Source organism: Streptomyces sp. NPDC088732, assembly GCF_044751205.1.
Lineage (GTDB): Bacteria > Actinomycetota > Actinomycetes > Streptomycetales > Streptomycetaceae > Actinacidiphila.
Genome location: NZ_JBIVLI010000012.1, coordinates 174,322 through 188,304, shown reverse-complemented (window position 1 = coordinate 188,304; position 13,983 = coordinate 174,322). Strand labels below are relative to the sequence as shown.

General features: G+C 74.6%; 13 protein-coding genes. 6 read left to right on the top strand and 7 right to left on the bottom strand.

The features are described from left to right. Positions 1-171 precede the first annotated feature (171 nt). Both ACIP9H_RS21690 and ACIP9H_RS21685 read left to right on the top strand, forming a co-directional pair. Complete coding sequence (locus ACIP9H_RS21690) at positions 172-1,548, top strand: MFS transporter (RefSeq protein ID WP_401593907.1); 1,377 nt, start codon at positions 172-174, stop codon at positions 1,546-1,548. Between the two features lie 115 nt (positions 1,549-1,663). Further along, on the top strand, positions 1,664-2,056 hold the full coding sequence (locus tag ACIP9H_RS21685; protein ID WP_401593910.1) for a VOC family protein: 393 nt from the start codon (positions 1,664-1,666) through the stop codon (positions 2,054-2,056). On the opposite strand, the gene ACIP9H_RS21680 is transcribed toward ACIP9H_RS21685, so the two are convergent. The 3 genes from ACIP9H_RS21680 to ACIP9H_RS21670 form a co-directional block, all read right to left on the bottom strand. Then, entirely contained in the window at positions 2,047-3,954 is a 1,908-nt protein-coding gene (locus ACIP9H_RS21680; protein ID WP_401594029.1) for a helix-turn-helix domain-containing protein, read from the bottom strand. The genes ACIP9H_RS21685 and ACIP9H_RS21680 overlap by 10 nt on opposite strands. Positions 3,955-4,050: 96 nt before the next feature. Then, on the bottom strand, positions 4,051-4,845 hold the full coding sequence (locus ACIP9H_RS21675; RefSeq protein ID WP_401593914.1) for a 3-hydroxybutyrate dehydrogenase: 795 nt from the start codon (positions 4,843-4,845) through the stop codon (positions 4,051-4,053). A gap of 85 nt (positions 4,846-4,930) precedes the next feature. After that, positions 4,931-5,416: an NUDIX hydrolase gene (locus ACIP9H_RS21670; protein ID WP_401593917.1), complete on the bottom strand. Its 486-nt coding sequence runs from the start codon at positions 5,414-5,416 to the stop codon at positions 4,931-4,933. Positions 5,417-5,571: 155 nt separating this feature from the next. On the opposite strand from ACIP9H_RS21670, the gene ACIP9H_RS21665 reads away from it, so the two are divergent. Continuing rightward, positions 5,572-6,636, top strand: a complete 1,065-nt coding sequence (locus ACIP9H_RS21665) for an O-antigen ligase family protein (protein ID WP_401960231.1) — start codon at positions 5,572-5,574, stop codon at positions 6,634-6,636. Between the two features lie 39 nt (positions 6,637-6,675). Here the strand turns inward: ACIP9H_RS21665 and ACIP9H_RS21660 are convergent, their stop codons facing one another. Further along, positions 6,676-7,206 carry a hypothetical protein gene (locus ACIP9H_RS21660; RefSeq protein ID WP_401960228.1) on the bottom strand — a complete coding sequence of 177 codons (531 nt, stop codon included), beginning with the start codon at positions 7,204-7,206 and terminating at the stop codon, positions 6,676-6,678. Positions 7,207-7,352: 146 nt separating this feature from the next. Here ACIP9H_RS21660 and ACIP9H_RS21655 point away from each other — a divergent pair, with 146 nt between their 5' ends. Then, on the top strand, positions 7,353-8,396 hold the full coding sequence (locus ACIP9H_RS21655; protein ID WP_401593925.1) for a LacI family DNA-binding transcriptional regulator: 1,044 nt from the start codon (positions 7,353-7,355) through the stop codon (positions 8,394-8,396). A 45-nt stretch (positions 8,397-8,441) separates the two neighbouring features. Continuing rightward, positions 8,442-9,839 (top strand): GH1 family beta-glucosidase, encoded by a 1,398-nt coding sequence (locus ACIP9H_RS21650; protein ID WP_401960226.1) that lies wholly within the window; start codon positions 8,442-8,444, stop codon positions 9,837-9,839. Between the two features lie 57 nt (positions 9,840-9,896). Here ACIP9H_RS21650 and ACIP9H_RS21645 read toward each other — a convergent pair whose 3' ends face one another. Both ACIP9H_RS21645 and ACIP9H_RS21640 read right to left on the bottom strand, forming a co-directional pair. After that, the gene (locus tag ACIP9H_RS21645) at positions 9,897-10,424 is read right to left on the bottom strand and encodes a hypothetical protein (protein ID WP_401593932.1); all 528 of its coding nucleotides are present in this window, start codon (positions 10,422-10,424) and stop codon (positions 9,897-9,899) included. A gap of 88 nt (positions 10,425-10,512) precedes the next feature. Further along, positions 10,513-11,310, bottom strand: coding sequence for a glutamate racemase (locus tag ACIP9H_RS21640; RefSeq protein WP_401593935.1), 798 nt, complete (start codon positions 11,308-11,310; stop codon positions 10,513-10,515). 108 nt (positions 11,311-11,418) lie between these two features. Here ACIP9H_RS21640 and ACIP9H_RS21635 point away from each other — a divergent pair, with 108 nt between their 5' ends. Next, positions 11,419-12,645, top strand: a complete 1,227-nt coding sequence (locus tag ACIP9H_RS21635; RefSeq protein WP_401593937.1) for a glycosyltransferase — start codon at positions 11,419-11,421, stop codon at positions 12,643-12,645. Here ACIP9H_RS21635 and ACIP9H_RS21630 read toward each other — a convergent pair. After that, the gene (locus ACIP9H_RS21630) at positions 12,618-13,733 is read right to left on the bottom strand and encodes a glycosyltransferase (RefSeq protein WP_401593940.1); all 1,116 of its coding nucleotides are present in this window, start codon (positions 13,731-13,733) and stop codon (positions 12,618-12,620) included. The genes ACIP9H_RS21635 and ACIP9H_RS21630 overlap by 28 nt on opposite strands. Positions 13,734-13,983 lie beyond the last annotated feature (250 nt).

The window sequence follows — 13,983 nt, the reverse complement described above, 5'->3', positions numbered from 1 at the left end:
CGGCGCCCCCCTGCCGGCGCATTCCCGGCCTCCCCCGCAGCCGCGCCGTGGTGCCCGCGCGCATATCCCGCACATTAACTATGGTGTCCCACCACATGGGCCGGTGACCTGCGTCTTCCTACGTTGTGCCGACACGGAAACGTCCCCGACAACCGCCTGGAAGTGGTGCACATGGCTTCCCCCGTAACCGCTCCCCCACCGCCGGCCGGCCTCCGGCGGATCGTCGCCGCGAGCCTGGTCGGCACGACCATCGAGTGGTACGACTTCTTCCTCTACGGGTCCGCCGCCGCCCTCGTCTTCAACAAGCTGTTCTTCCCCGGCTCGGATCCGCTGGTCGGCACCCTCCTGTCGTTCCTCACCTACGCGGTGGGCTTCGCCGCACGGCCCATCGGCGCGCTGGTCTTCGGGCACTACGGGGACCGCCTCGGGCGCAAGCGCCTCCTGGTGCTGAGCCTGCTGCTCATGGGCGGCGCGACCTTCTGCATCGGCCTGCTGCCGACCCACGCCACCTTGGGCTCGGCCGCTCCAGTGCTGCTCACCGCGCTGCGCCTGGTGCAGGGATTCGCGCTGGGCGGCGAGTGGGGCGGCGCGGTGCTGCTGGTGTCGGAGCACGGGGACGCCCGGCAGCGCGGCTTCTGGGCCTCCTGGCCGCAGACCGGCGCACCCGCGGGACAGCTCCTGGCCACCGGCGTGCTGTCCGCCCTGACCGCCCTGCTGTCCGACGCCGCGTTCACCTCCTGGGGCTGGCGCGTGCCCTTCCTGCTGTCCGGCGTCCTGGTGCTGGTCGGCCTGTGGATCCGGCTCTCCGTGGACGAGTCGCCGGTCTTCAAGGAGGCCCTCGCGCGCGCCGAGGCCCGCAGGACCGAGACCGCGGCAGTGGAGCGGATGCCGCTGGTCGCCGTACTGCGCGACCACTGGCGCGACGTCCTGGTGGCGATGGGCGCGCGCATGGCCGAGAACATCAGCTACTACGTGATCACCGCCTTCGTCCTGGTGTACGCGACGACGCAGGCGGGCCTGGGCAAGCAGACCGCGCTCAACGCCGTGCTCATCGGCTCCGCCGTGCACTTCGCGGTGATCCCGGCCTGGGGCGCGCTCTCGGACCGGATCGGCCGCAAGCCGGTCTACCTGCTGGGCGCCGCCGGGGTGGGCCTGTGGGCGTTCCCCTTCTTCGCCCTCATCGACACCAAGAGCTTCCCGGCGCTGCTGCTGGCCGTCACCGTCGGCCTGGTCCTGCACGGCGCCATGTACGCACCGCAGGCCGCCTTCTTCTCGGAGATGTTCGCGACCCGGATGCGCTACTCGGGCGCCTCGATCGGCGCCCAGTTCGCCTCGGTCGCGGCCGGCGCCCCGGCGCCGCTCATCGCGACGGCCCTGCTCGCCGACTACGACAGCGCCACGCCGATCGCCCTGTACGTCATCCTCGCCGCCGTCATCACCCTGGTCGCGGTCTCCGTGGCCAGGGAGACCCGCGGGCGCGACCTCGCGGCCGTGGAACCGCAGACCGCCGACGAGACGCCGCTGGCCCGGTCGGCCCCGGCCGGCTGAGGCCCCCCGGCCCGGACGTACACGCTCACGACGCTGGACCCCGCCACCGTTGTCGGTGGCGGGGTCCAGCGTCGTAGCCGTGAGTGACGGCGTGTGACACGGAGGGCGGACGGAGGTGCTGCACCATGTGGAGTCGTGGGTGCCCGACCTCGGGCGGGCGAGTGCCGAATGGGGCTGGCTGCTGGAGGAGATGCGCTACCAGCCGTACCAGGAGTGGCCCGCGGGCCGTAGTTGGCGGCTCGGGCCGGCCTATGTGGTCGTCGAGCAGTCGCCGGATCTCGTCCCCGGCCCGTACGAACGGCGCCGGACGGGGCTCAACCACCTGGCGTTCCACGTCGCGGACCGGGTCGCGCCGGACGGCCTGGTGGAGGGCGCCGCAGGCATCGGCCGGCGGCTGCTGTTCCCCGACCGGCACCCGCACGCGGGCGGGGAGGGACACTGCGCCGCCTATCTGGAGAACGATGACGGCTTCGAGGTGGAGCTGGTCGTGGCCCTGGATCAGTCCTGACCCGAGGAGAGCCGGTGCAGGCGCAGCGCGAGCTGGATCTCCAGCGCGCGGTCCGGCGACTGCCAGTCCGGGCCGAGGAGTTGGGATATCCGCTCCAGCCGCTGGGCGACGGTGTTGACGTGCACGTGGAGGGTGTCCTTGGTGCGCACCGGGCTCATGCCGCTGGAGAAGTAGGCGTCGAGGGTGCGGACGAGTTCCGTGCCCCTGCGCACGTCGTAGTCGGCGACGTTCCCGATGGTGCGGTGGACGAAGCCGTCGACGTCCCGGGCGTCGGTGAGCAGCAGGCCGAGGAAGCCGAAGTCGGCCCCCGCGGCGCCCTCTCCGGCACGGCCGAGGGCCCGCAGGGCGTCGCCGCAGCGCTGGGCCTCGGCATAGGCGAGGGCCACGGATCCCGGGCGGCCGGCCGGCGCGGCGACCGGGTTGGACGCCCCTACGGTGACGGCGGCTTGCACCGCGCTGCCGAGTTCGCGGGCGATGCGGCGCGCCGTCGACGAGGCGGACGAGGCATCGGAGTTTCCTTCGAGCGGGAGCAGCAGCACGGTGCCGCCGTCCCTGGCCGCCGCCAGGCCGCGGTGCGTTGCCGCGATGTGGGAGGCGGCGGACCACAGGCGGAGCCGGTCGGCGCTGCCGTCGGTCTCGCCGTCGATGCGCGCGGCCAGCACGATGTGCGGGGCGTCCAGGTCGGCGCGGAGCCGTCCGGCGCGCTCGCGCAGCAGGCGGGGGTCGCGGTGCGGGGCGTCGAGCAGGTCGTCCAGTAGTTCGCCGCGGAAGCGCTGTTCGGCCTCGGCGGCGTTGCGGCGGGCGAGCAGCAGCAGGGAGGTGACCATCGCGGCCCGCTCCAGGGTGCGTTGGTCGACGGGACCGAGTTCCGGGTGGCCCCGCAGGAGCAGCGCGCCCAGGAGTTCACCGCCCGCGGTGACGGCGGCGGTCCAGGTGCCGCCCTGGCGGACGGCGCGGCCGTCCTTGCGGGATCGCGCGACGGCGTCGGCCAGTTCGCCGGGGACGGGCTCGTGGTCGTGGCCCACCACGCGGACCGTTCCGGCGAGCACATGGGAGACCGCGTCGGCGACGTCGTCGACGCCCCCGCCGCGCAGCACGAGTTCCGTCAGCCGGTCGTGCACCTCCGAGGCCCGCTCCAGCGCCGCACTGTGGGTGCGGATGGTCTCGTTCGCCGCGCCCAGGTCGGCGAGGGCCGAGCGCGTCTCCTCAAGGAGGTTGGCCGTGTCGATGGCGACGGCCGCGAGCGAGGCGAGCGAGGCCAGCAGGGCGATCTGCTCCCGCTCGAAGACCCGGGCCCGCCGGTCGGCCGCGTACAGCACGCCGATGACCCCGGTCCCCAGCACAAGGGGCACGCCGAGGATCGCGACCAGGCCCTCGTCGTGCACCGCGGAGTCGATCGGGGAGGTGTGGCAGAAGCGTTCGTCGTCGAAGTAGGACTCGGTGACGTAGGGCATGGCGGTCTGGGCGACCAGCCCGCCGAGCCCCTCCCCCATGCCGAGCCGGACACGCTGGAAGCGCGCGGAGACCGAACCCTCGGTGACCCGCATGTAGGTGTCGCCGGCCTTGCGGTCGATCAGGCTCAGATAGGCCACGTCCGTGCCGAGCAGGGAGCGCGCCCGGTGCACGATGGCCTGCAGCACGGAGTCCAGGTCGCGCAGCCCCGCGAGGTCGCCGGCCGTCTCGAAGAGCGCCGACAGCTCGGCCTCGCGCCTTCGTCGGCCCTCCAGTTCGGCCCGCACCCGCAACGCCAGCAGCTTGGCCTGCTCCAGCTCGGCGAGCGCGGTGGGCGCGGCCCCCTCGGCCCGCGCGGCCAGGACCGGGCGCTCGTACTCCTCCACCGGGGCACCACGGGCCAGCAGCCGCAGGTACGGCGCGTCGGCGGGTCCGTACGGAGGCATGGGGCCGCTGGTGTCCTCGTGGTCGTCCCGGGCGGAGGAGTCGTGGTGGCCGGAGAGGTCGTCGTGGTCGGGCACGGTGTCAGGGATACCGGCAGATCAATGTGCCGTCCATCCGCCGTCCATGGTCAATGAGGCGCCGGTGACGAAGGAGGCCTGCGGGGAGCACAGATAGGCGGCCATCTCGGCGACCTCCTCGGGCTCCACCAGCCGCTTCACAGCGGAGTCCGCGAGCAGGATCTCGCCGACCACCCGCTCGGGGGCGATGCCGTGCGCGGCCGCCTGGTCGGCGATCTGCCGCTCCACCAGCGGAGTGCGCACATAGCCGGGGCACACGCAGTTGGAGGTCACCCCATGTGCGGCACCTTCGAGCGCGGCGGTCTTCGAGAGGCCTTCGAGACCGTGCTTGGCCGCCACATAGGCGCTCTTGAACGGCGAGGCGCGCAATCCGTGCACCGAGGAGATGTTCACGACGCGGCCCCAGCCCTGCCCGTACATGTGCGGCAGCGCGCCGCGCAGGAGCCGGAACGGGGCCTCCAGCATCACCCGCAGCACAGTGGAGAAGACCTCCGGCGGGAAGTCCTCGATGGGCCGCACCAGTTGGAGCCCCGCGTTGTTGACGAGGATGTCGGTGCCGGCGGCGGCGTGCTCGGCGGCGTCGAGGTCGGTGAGGTCCAAGGTGAGCGCCTCGACCGCACCGGGGCGGCCGTCGGCCGCGGCACGTTCGACGAGGGCCGCCAGGCCCTCGGCGTCGCGGTCCACGGCACGTACCTTGGCGCCCGCGGCGGCCAGCCGCAGCACACATGCGCGGCCGATGCCGCCCGCGGCGCCGGTGACGAGAGCGGTGCGGCCGCCCAGGTCGGGGACGCCCGGCTGGGAGGTGGAGTCCGTCATGGCCACGAGGCTAGGCAACGACGGCGCCCGCACCGATGTGGGCAACGCCCACAGTCGCGTACGGGCTGGTGGGCGCACCCCACACTCACTCTTCCGGCGGCCCCGCGGGCTCGAACCAGGTGGGCCCGTCGCTGCGCGCGTGCTTGAGGCGCAACTGGCCGTGCCCTCCGAGATCGGGCAGCCCGTCCACGTCGAACCAGCCGACCTCCAGCGACTCGTCGTCCGCCACGTGGGCCCGGCCGCCGACCGCACGGCAGCGCAAGGTGATGTCGACGTACTGGCAGCGGTCGCCGTTGGGGTAGCGCACCGGCTTGATCGTCTGCACCAGGACGACGCGTTCGGCCACCGCCAGGACGCCGGTCTCCTCCAGCACCTCCCGGACGGCGGTCTCGGCGGGCTGCTCACCGGGTTCGCTGATGCCGCCGATCAGGGACCAGCGTCCGTTGTCGGCACGGCGGTTGAGCAGGACGCGATTGTCGTCGTCGAAGACGACCGCCGTGACACCGGGCAGCAGCAGCTGCCGGTGGCCGACGAGGGCGCGCAGCTCGCGGAGGAATTCGGGAATCGGCACGCCTCGAGCCTACGTGCTCGCGTGGATCATGTCCGCCGTGCCGGCCCGGACGCCGCGAGCGCCCCGGTGTTACCGCGCGACATATCCACACCACCACATCACAGCGGTTACCGTGACCCCCGGGGCCCGCGCGGGGTGGCGTCAGGGGGTTCGGGATGAGGACGACAACGGGCGACGCGGCCGGCATCACCGGCGACGCCCCGCCCGACAGCCCGCGACCGGGGCGCACCGACGCCGTCGGCGCGGCACTCCTGGTCACGAGCACGGTGTGGGCGCTGGTCTCGGCGATCGGCCGTCCCGCGCGTCCCGAGGGCTTCCTGCTCGCGGTCCTCGCGGTCGCCGCCGGGTTCGCGGCCGGACGGATCGGCGGGGCCCTGCGGCCGGTCTTCGTGCCCGCCGCGGCGGCCGCGGGCGCGATCGCGCTCACCTTGCTGCCGCCCGGACGCCTGTCGCACGGACCGCACACCCCGCCGCTGGGGTACGCCAATGCCGACGCCGCCCTCATGGTGCTGGCGACCGGCGCCGCGTGCTGCGCCGCCTGGGCCTCCCGCCCGGGCCTTGTGCGGCTCGGGCTGCGGCTGCTCGGCGTGCTGGCGGCCCTGATCGCCCTCGGGCTGGGCTCCGCGGCGGGCTTCGCCGCCTCGCTCGGCGTGCTCCTGTGCTCCCTGGCCGCCGACCGCACGCCGCGGCTGATCGGGCTCGCAGGACTGGCGCTGGCCACCTGCGTGGCCGTCGGCGGCACGTACGCGGTCGCCGTGGACGCCCTGCCGCCGGGCCTGTCCGCGTCCCTGTCCGGCCAGCTCACGCCCGCACGCGTCAGGCTCTGGCACGAGGCCCTGCACACCGCGGCGACCAGCCCGGTGCGCGGGATCGGTCCCGGACGGTTCGCGGAGGTGGAGGACGCCGGCGGGGAGCCGGCGGCGGACAACCCGGCCGGCAGCGGCAAGCCCCAGTCGGCCCCGCTCCAACTCGCCGCGGAGCAGGGTGTCCCCGGCGTCGCGCTCCTCGCCGGCTGCTACGTCTGGCTCCTGTGGGCCCTGCACCGCTCACCGCGCGGCACACCCGTCGTCCTCACGGCGGCGGCCGCGCTGACGGGCCTGGCCATGCAGTCCGCCGTCGACCACGTCCTCAGCTACGCCGCCGTCACCGCCGGTGCGGGCCTGCTCGCCGGGCTCGCCACCTCGCGTCCCACCCGCGACGGGCCCCCGCCAGGCCGCTGACGGCCCTCGATGCCGCCGCCCGTCGCGACCGGCACCGGCTCACGCCGACGACGGCCCCCGCGGCGGGCCGAAGAGCACGTCGCGGATCTCCTCGGCCTTCAGATTGCCGCTGAGCCGCAGCTCCGCACGGAGCGCCGCGACGAGTTCGGACAGGCGCCGCTGGGCCACGGGATCGGAGCCGACGAAGCCGCCGTCCCGCTCGATCGCGGCGAGTATCCGGCCTGCCTCCGCGTTGCCGTAGGTCGCCAGGCGGGCCTTGGCGGAGGAGACGAGCACGAGGGACTCGGTGATCCGGTCCTCCAGCTCGGCCGCTCGTGCGGCCGTCACGGCGGGCCCCGCTCCGTAGAGGCGGCCGCGGTACTGGGCGTTCTCCGCGATGCCGCGCATGAAGTCGACCAGTGCGTCGCCCGCGCGCTCGGCCCGCTGGCGGCGGCTCTCGTTGTGACGGGCATGGACCGCGTTGACCGAGGCGAGCACCACACCCGCGGCGAAGCCGATCAGCGCGATGACCGATTCCGCCGCGATGTCCGTGTCCCCGGCCGCCGACCACATCATGATCCCGCCCCCCATGGCCTGATACGTCCCACTCTAGGCGGACGACGGTCCCACGGACAGACACTTGCCGCGGGTCCCGGCGGCGGCCTACCATCGTGATGTTGTCGAATCGATTCGATGCATTCGATTCGCTCCACCGATCCACCGCCGGAAGGAACCGCATGGCCACGATCAAGGACGTCGCGGAGCGCGCGGGGGTCGCACCGAGCACCGTGTCGTACGTCCTGAGCGGGTCCCGCAAGATCTCCGAGGACACGCGCCGCGCGGTGCGTCAGGCGATCGACGAACTGGGGTACCACCCGCGGGCGAGCGCGCGGACGCTGCGCAGCACGCGCACGCAGGTCCTCGCCCTCGCGCTGCCCCGGGTCGCCGGGGGCTACCGGGCGGTCGACGGGCGGTTCGCCATCGGCATCAGCGACGCGGCCCGGGCGCACGGCTACGACGTCCTGCTGACGACGGCGCGGGAGGGCGTCCCGGGGCTGCGCCGGATCGCGGGCAGCCGGCAGGCCGACGCCGCGATCCTGATGGCGGTCGAGATGGAGGACCCCCGCATCGAGGCGCTGCGCGAACTCTCCTTCCCCACCGCCCTGCTGGGACGTTCGGCCGACGACCGGGAGCCCTGGACCGATCTGGACTGGGAGGCCGCGACCGCCCTGGCGGTGCGCACGGCCGTGGCGGCCGGGCACCGCGACGTGGCGTTCCTCGCCACCACCGACCACGAACTCCGGGCCCGGCGCGGCTACGCGGTCCGCGGCGTCGCCGGCGCCCGCCGCGCCGCGGCCGGGACCGGCGCGGACGTCGCGGTCCGCGAGTCGACCGGCGACATCCCGCGGCTGCCGCAGGTGCTCCGCGCCCTGCTCTGCGGCGAACGCCCGCCGACCGCGCTGGTCGTGCAGCACGTCGCCGCGCTGCCGCACATCCTGGCCGCCGTCACCGCCGAGGGGCTGCGCGTCCCCGAGGACCTGTCGGTCGTGGCGGTCGGCAACCTCCCGGACGACGTCGGAGGACGCGAACTGCCCCGCGTCGAACTGCCCGTGGAGGAGATGTCCGCCGAGGTCGTCCGCCTGGCCGTGGAGGCGATCGACGCCCGTGCGCAGGGCGTCCCGCCCGGTCCCGCCGCCGCTTCGCGGCTGATCGCCCCCGTCCTGCTGGCGCCGGAGCGCGTCGCGCCTCCCCGCCCGCGGCCGCGCCCCGCCCGGCCCTGAACCGCACGCACCCCCATCCGCACCGAGCCGAGGGAGCCCCTTCCCATGCCCGCCGAACTCCCGTCCTTCCCGCCCGGATTCCTCTTCGGCGCCGCGACCGCGGCCTACCAGATCGAGGGCGCCCACGACGAGGACGGCCGCGGGCCGTCCATCTGGGACACCTTCAGCCACACCCCCGGCAACACCGCGGACGGCGCCACCGGTGACATCGCCTGCGACCACTACCACCGCCACGCCGAGGACGTCGCGCTCCTCAAGGGCCTCGGCGTCGGCTCCTACCGCTTCTCCGTCGCCTGGTCGCGTGTACTGCCGGACGGCCGGGGCCCGGTCAACTCCAAGGGCCTGGACTTCTACGACCGCCTCACCGACGACCTGCTCGCCGCCGGCATCTCCCCCGCCGTCACGCTCTACCACTGGGACCTGCCCCAGGCCCTGGAGGACGAGGGCGGTTGGCGCAGCCGCGCGACCGCCGAGCACTTCGCCGCCTACGCGGCCGTCGTCGCCGAACGGCTCGGGGACCGCGTCGGCCGCTGGATCACCCTCAACGAGCCCTACTGCTCGGCGTTCGTCGGCTACGCCGAGGGCCGGCACGCCCCCGGCGCCCGCGAGGGCACGGGCGCGCTCGCCGCCGCCCACCACCTGCTGCTCGGCCACGGCCTCGCGGTGCCGGCCCTGCGCGCGGCGGGAGCGCGCGAGATCGGCATCACCCTCAACCTCGACCGCATCGAGGCCGCGAGCGACTCCGCCGCCGACCGGGGCGCGCTGAGCCGGGCCGTCACCCTGCACAACGACACATGGACGGAGCCGCTGTTCGCCGGCCGCTACCCGGCGGGCGAGACCGCGACGTGGGGCGCGCTCGCCGACGGCTCGTACCGCCGCGAGGGCGACCTCCAGGTCATCGGCGCCCCCCTGGACTTCGTGGGCCTGAACTTCTACCGCCCGCTCACCGTCGAGGACGCCCCGCACCGCGAGGCCGACCCGGCGCGGCGCACCGCGGTCGACATCGGCGTGCGGGAGACCGATCCGTACGGGACGCGGCACACCACCATGGGCTGGCCGGTCGTGCCGGAGGCGTTCACGGCGCTCCTGCTGGAACTGCGCGACCGCTACCCGTCGCTGCCGCCCGTCCTGATCACGGAGAACGGTTCCGCCGAGGCCGATGTCCGCTCCGCCGACGGCGGAGTCGACGACCCGGACCGGGTGGCGTACCTGCGCGACCACCTCCACGCGCTCGCCGCTGCTATCGACACGGGCGTGGACGTGCGCGGCTACTACGTCTGGTCGCTGCTGGACAACTTCGAGTGGGCCCGCGGGTACGGTCAGCGCTTCGGCATCGTCCACGTCGACTACGGCAACGGGGCCGAGCGGACTCCCAAGTCGAGTTACGCCTGGTACCGCGACCTGATCGCCGCCCACCGCGCGGGGACCGGGCAGCGGTCCTGACGCGCGGCGGCCCGCGCTGGGCCACCCGGGTGAACCCGTGGGCGGGCGGCCGCCCGCCTACGGGCGCAGGCCCAGCCGGGTGCGGATGGCCCGGACGGCGCCCTCGGCGTCGTCCACGGTGACGGTGAAGTGCCGCCCGTTGCCCAGGTCGATCACGACACCGGGGCCGCGCCGGACGACCACCGCCGTGCCCTGCTCAGGGCGCCAGCGGTACCCCCAGCCGCCCCAGTGCCGCGGGCTCACCAGGGGCGCGAGGTGGGCGTCGTTGATCTCGTGCCACGGGATGCTGCGGCGCGGCACGCCGATGTGGCCGCAGCGCACCTGGAGTCCGTCCCGGTCCACCTTCACGCGCACATGGGTGAAGGCGATGGTGCCGAACAGCACCAGGAGCCCGGCCGCGATGCAGCCGACCACCGACATGATCAGCGGCGCGACGCCCGAGGTGTAGGCGGAGTCCACGGCGAGTTCGATGCCCAGCGCCATGCAGGCAGCGCCCACGCCCGCCAGCAGCCACTGGAAACGGTTGCTGGCGTGGCCCGTCCACACCTGGGGTGTACGCGCGTCGTCACGCTGCGCGTCCGTCATGTGAGCAGGGTACTCATCCGCGGGGCGGATGGCAGCCGTGCGAACGGGACCGGTGGCGGTGGACCGTCAGTGGAGCCTCATAGGCCCCTCAGAGGACAGGAGCCGTGCCCGGGGCGGCGGACGCGGCGGTCTCCGCGAGGAAGCGTCCCTCCGGGTAGGCCAGGGCCTGCGGCGTGATCGCGCCAGGCCGGCCGCTCAGAATGACCGCGAGGCCGCCGGTCGGTGCGTTGTCCGGGGCGGGCGCCGCTCCGATCCGCCGCAGGGTCTGCGCGGCGACGGCGTCCGCGGAACCGAGCAGCGGGGCCGTGGTGCCCAGCGCCGCCCGGATGCGGTCGGCGACGAGCTCGTAGTGGGTGCAGCCGAGCACGACGGCCTCGGCGTCGGCAGGGGTGAGCGCCGCCGCGGCGGCGATCGCGGCGGCCGTGGCGGCCTCGTCGGCCCGGTCGACGGCGTCGGCGAGACCGGGGCAGGGCACCTCGGTGACGGTCGCGCCGTTGCCGAAGTCCCGGATCAGGTCGCGCTGGTAGCGGCTGCCGGTGGTCGCCGGGGTCGCCCAGATCGCGACGGTGCGGGCCCCGGCTGCGGCGGGCTTGATCGCGGGCACGGTGCCGATGACCGGGATGGCGGGCTCCAGCTCGGCGCGGAGCGCTGGCAGCGCGTGGACGGTCGCGGTGTTGCAGGCGACGATCAGCGCCTCGGGGCCGTGCGCCGCGGCGGCGCGGGCGCAGGCCAGCGCGTGCTCGGTGACGTCCTCGGGAGTACGCGGGCCCCAGGGCATGCCGTCGGGGTCGCAGGAGAGCACGAGGTCCGCGTCGGGCCGCATCCGGCGGAGCGCGGCGGCCGCTGCGAGCAGCCCGATTCCGGAGTCCAACAGCGCGATCTTCACGGGTCACCACTTTACGTGATCCGATTGTCGGCCCGGCGGCCCGGCGGCCCGTCTGTCCGGCGGCCGTGCCGCCCTGCCGCCCGCCGGGTTCCGGGGTGCGCCGGGGAAATGCCGCGCAGGCGGGGGCCGTGGCGGCAGACTGCCGGGGTGACATGGCTGACGTGGGCGACCGTGGTGTCGCTGCTGGCATGGCTCTGGCTGCTGCTGGCGCAGGGGATGTTCTGGCGAACCGACGTACGGCTGCCCCCGCCCCCTGCGGCGGACGCCGGCGGGCCCGAGGCGTGGCCTGACGTGGCCGTCGTCGTACCGGCACGCGACGAGGCCGGCGTGCTGCCGCTCAGCCTGCCCAGTGTGCTGGCGCAGCGGTATCCGGGCCGCGCCGAAGTGGTGCTCGTGGACGACGGCAGTACGGACGGCACAGGGGCGCTGGCACGGCGGCTGGCGGAGGAGAGCGGCGGACTGCCGCTGCGGGTGGTCACGCCCGGGCCGCCGCCGCACGGGTGGACGGGCAAGCTGTGGGCGGTCCGGCACGGCATCGAGGTGGCCGGGCAGTCCGCCGTGGCACCGGAGTTCCTGCTGCTCACGGACGCCGACATCGCCCATGCCCCGGATTCGCTGCGGCACTTGACGGCCGCGGCGCGGGCCCATGGGCTCGACATGGTGTCGCAGATGGCGCGGCTGCGAGTGGCCGCCCCCTGGGAGCGGCTGATCGTGCCCGCCTTCGTCTACTTCTTCGCCCAGCTGTATCCGTTCCGCCGGGTCAACCGCGACCGGTCAAGGACGGCGGCGGCGGCCGGCGGCTGCGTGCTGATCCGCCGCTCGGCCGTCGAGCGGGCCGGTGTCCCGGAGTCCATCCGGCACGCCGTGATCGACGACGTGGCGCTGGCCAGGGCGGTGAAGGGCAGCGGCGGCCGGATCTGGCTCGGCCTGGCCGACGGGGTCGACAGCGTCCGCCCCTACCCCGGGTTGTCCGAGCTGTGGCGGATGGTCTCGCGGAGCGCGTACGCCCAACTGCGGCACAGCGTCGCCCTGCTCGCGGGCACGGTGCTGGGGCTGCTGCTGATCTACGTCCTGCCCCCGGTCGCCGCCGTCGGCGGGGCAGTTGCGGGAGCCTGGTGGCTGTGTGCCGCGGGAGCCGCGGCATGGGCGGTGATGTGCGGCACCTATGTGCCGATGGTGCGCTACTACCGGCAGCCGCTGTGGCTCGTCCCGCTGCTGCCGTTCACCGCGGTGGTCTATCTGCTGATGACGGTCGACTCCGCCGTGCAGCACTACCGCGGCCGCGGAGCGGCATGGAAAGGCCGCACCTATGCGCGGCCGGACGCCTCGGCGTAGGCGACGGCAAGGCGGGCGCCGACCGCGGCCGTGCCGAACCGGCGCAAGGTGCGGTCGGCGAGGGCCGCCGGCTGGTGCCGGGGCAGTGCCGCGGCGGCCTCCACCAGAGCGTGCGCGAAGGCCGCGGGGTCGCCGGGGGGTACGAGGAATCCCCCGTCGTGGCCGACGAGTTCGGGCAGGGCACCGGTCCGCGTGCCCACCACCAGGGTGCCGCAGCCCAGCGCGTCCAGGGCCCGCAGGCAGAAACTCTCGGCATCGCCGGCGACGGCGTACAGATCGGCATGGGCGACCGCGTGCAGCGCCTCGGCACGTCCGCGCGCCCGGCGCACGGTGACGGCGGAGTCGACCCCGCACCGCCGCAGCAGGCCGCGCAGCTCGGTGGGAACCTCGGCATGCCCCTCCGCGATGATGTCCAGCCGCAGCCGGGGGTCCTTCAACCGGGCGGCGGCGAAGGCGTGGACGAGCGTCTCCCATCCCTCGCGCGGCCCGAAGCCCCCCGTGGCGGCCACCCGCACCGGGTCCTGGCTGATCCGCGCACGGGCCGGGACGCGGGGCAGGGTGTCGGGGCCGACGGGGTGCGGCACGACGCGGTGGCGCCCCGGCATCCGCTGCTCGCCGAGGCGCAGCAGCAGAGCGTCGCTGACCGCGAGCACCGAGGCGGCCTCGCGGTAGGCGCGGGCCCGCCCGCGGCGCAGGCGCGAAGGGCTCTCGAACCAGCGCACGTCGTCCTCGCTGAGCACGTACGGCAGCCCCACGGCGCGCGCGACCCACGGCAAGAGGTCGTCGGCGCCGGGGACATGACCGTGCAGGACGTCGACGCGGCCGCACTCGGCCGTCTCGTGACGCAGCACGTCCCCGATCCGCCCGACAGTGACGCGACGGGCGGCGAGACCGCCGGGCGGAAGGGCCACCTGGTAGTGGTGGGGCCGCTCCGGATCGCGGCCGGCGTAGGGGAGCCCGGGCACGGCGGGAAGGGTCAGCTCCCGGACCGCGACCACGTCCACGACCTCGGCGACGGAGGCCGCGGCCTTGTGCCACTCCTCCGGCCTGGCCGGACGTGCCTGCCCGAAGAACATGGCGACGCGCATGGCCCACTGTGGCACACCGGGCCCGGGGCCCGGGGGAGTTCGCCGGAGTCATCCCAAGGGCTTGACAGCTCCCCCGTGCGGGTGAGCTGTTGGATCGAATGAGTGGCCGTTCCGTCACACAGGGCAATGGGCGGAAACGCTTCCGGAAATGCCGCGGAGGGTCGCCCGCTCTGCCGCACGGACGACCGGTAACACCCCAGGCCCAGGGCTTTTACGCGATCGAAACGGCGACCGCGGCCCGATTTTCTCC

What these genes read in the sequence shown, in the direction of transcription:
- ACIP9H_RS21690 (WP_401593907.1), top strand. Translation starts at nt 172, where the DNA reads ATGGCTTCCCCCGTAACCGCTCCCCCACCGCCGGCCGGCCTCCGGCGG.
- ACIP9H_RS21680 (WP_401594029.1), bottom strand. Translation starts at nt 3,954, where the DNA reads ATGCCTCCGTACGGACCCGCCGACGCGCCGTACCTGCGGCTGCTGGCC.
- ACIP9H_RS21675 (WP_401593914.1), bottom strand. Translation starts at nt 4,845, where the DNA reads ATGACGGACTCCACCTCCCAGCCGGGCGTCCCCGACCTGGGCGGCCGC.
- ACIP9H_RS21665 (WP_401960231.1), top strand. Translation starts at nt 5,572, where the DNA reads ATGAGGACGACAACGGGCGACGCGGCCGGCATCACCGGCGACGCCCCG.
- ACIP9H_RS21660 (WP_401960228.1), bottom strand. Translation starts at nt 7,206, where the DNA reads ATGGGGGGCGGGATCATGATGTGGTCGGCGGCCGGGGACACGGACATC.
- ACIP9H_RS21655 (WP_401593925.1), top strand. Translation starts at nt 7,353, where the DNA reads ATGGCCACGATCAAGGACGTCGCGGAGCGCGCGGGGGTCGCACCGAGC.
- ACIP9H_RS21650 (WP_401960226.1), top strand. Translation starts at nt 8,442, where the DNA reads ATGCCCGCCGAACTCCCGTCCTTCCCGCCCGGATTCCTCTTCGGCGCC.
- ACIP9H_RS21645 (WP_401593932.1), bottom strand. Translation starts at nt 10,424, where the DNA reads ATGACGGACGCGCAGCGTGACGACGCGCGTACACCCCAGGTGTGGACG.
- ACIP9H_RS21635 (WP_401593937.1), top strand. Translation starts at nt 11,419, where the DNA reads ATGCCGCGCAGGCGGGGGCCGTGGCGGCAGACTGCCGGGGTGACATGG.
- ACIP9H_RS21630 (WP_401593940.1), bottom strand. Translation starts at nt 13,733, where the DNA reads ATGCGCGTCGCCATGTTCTTCGGGCAGGCACGTCCGGCCAGGCCGGAG.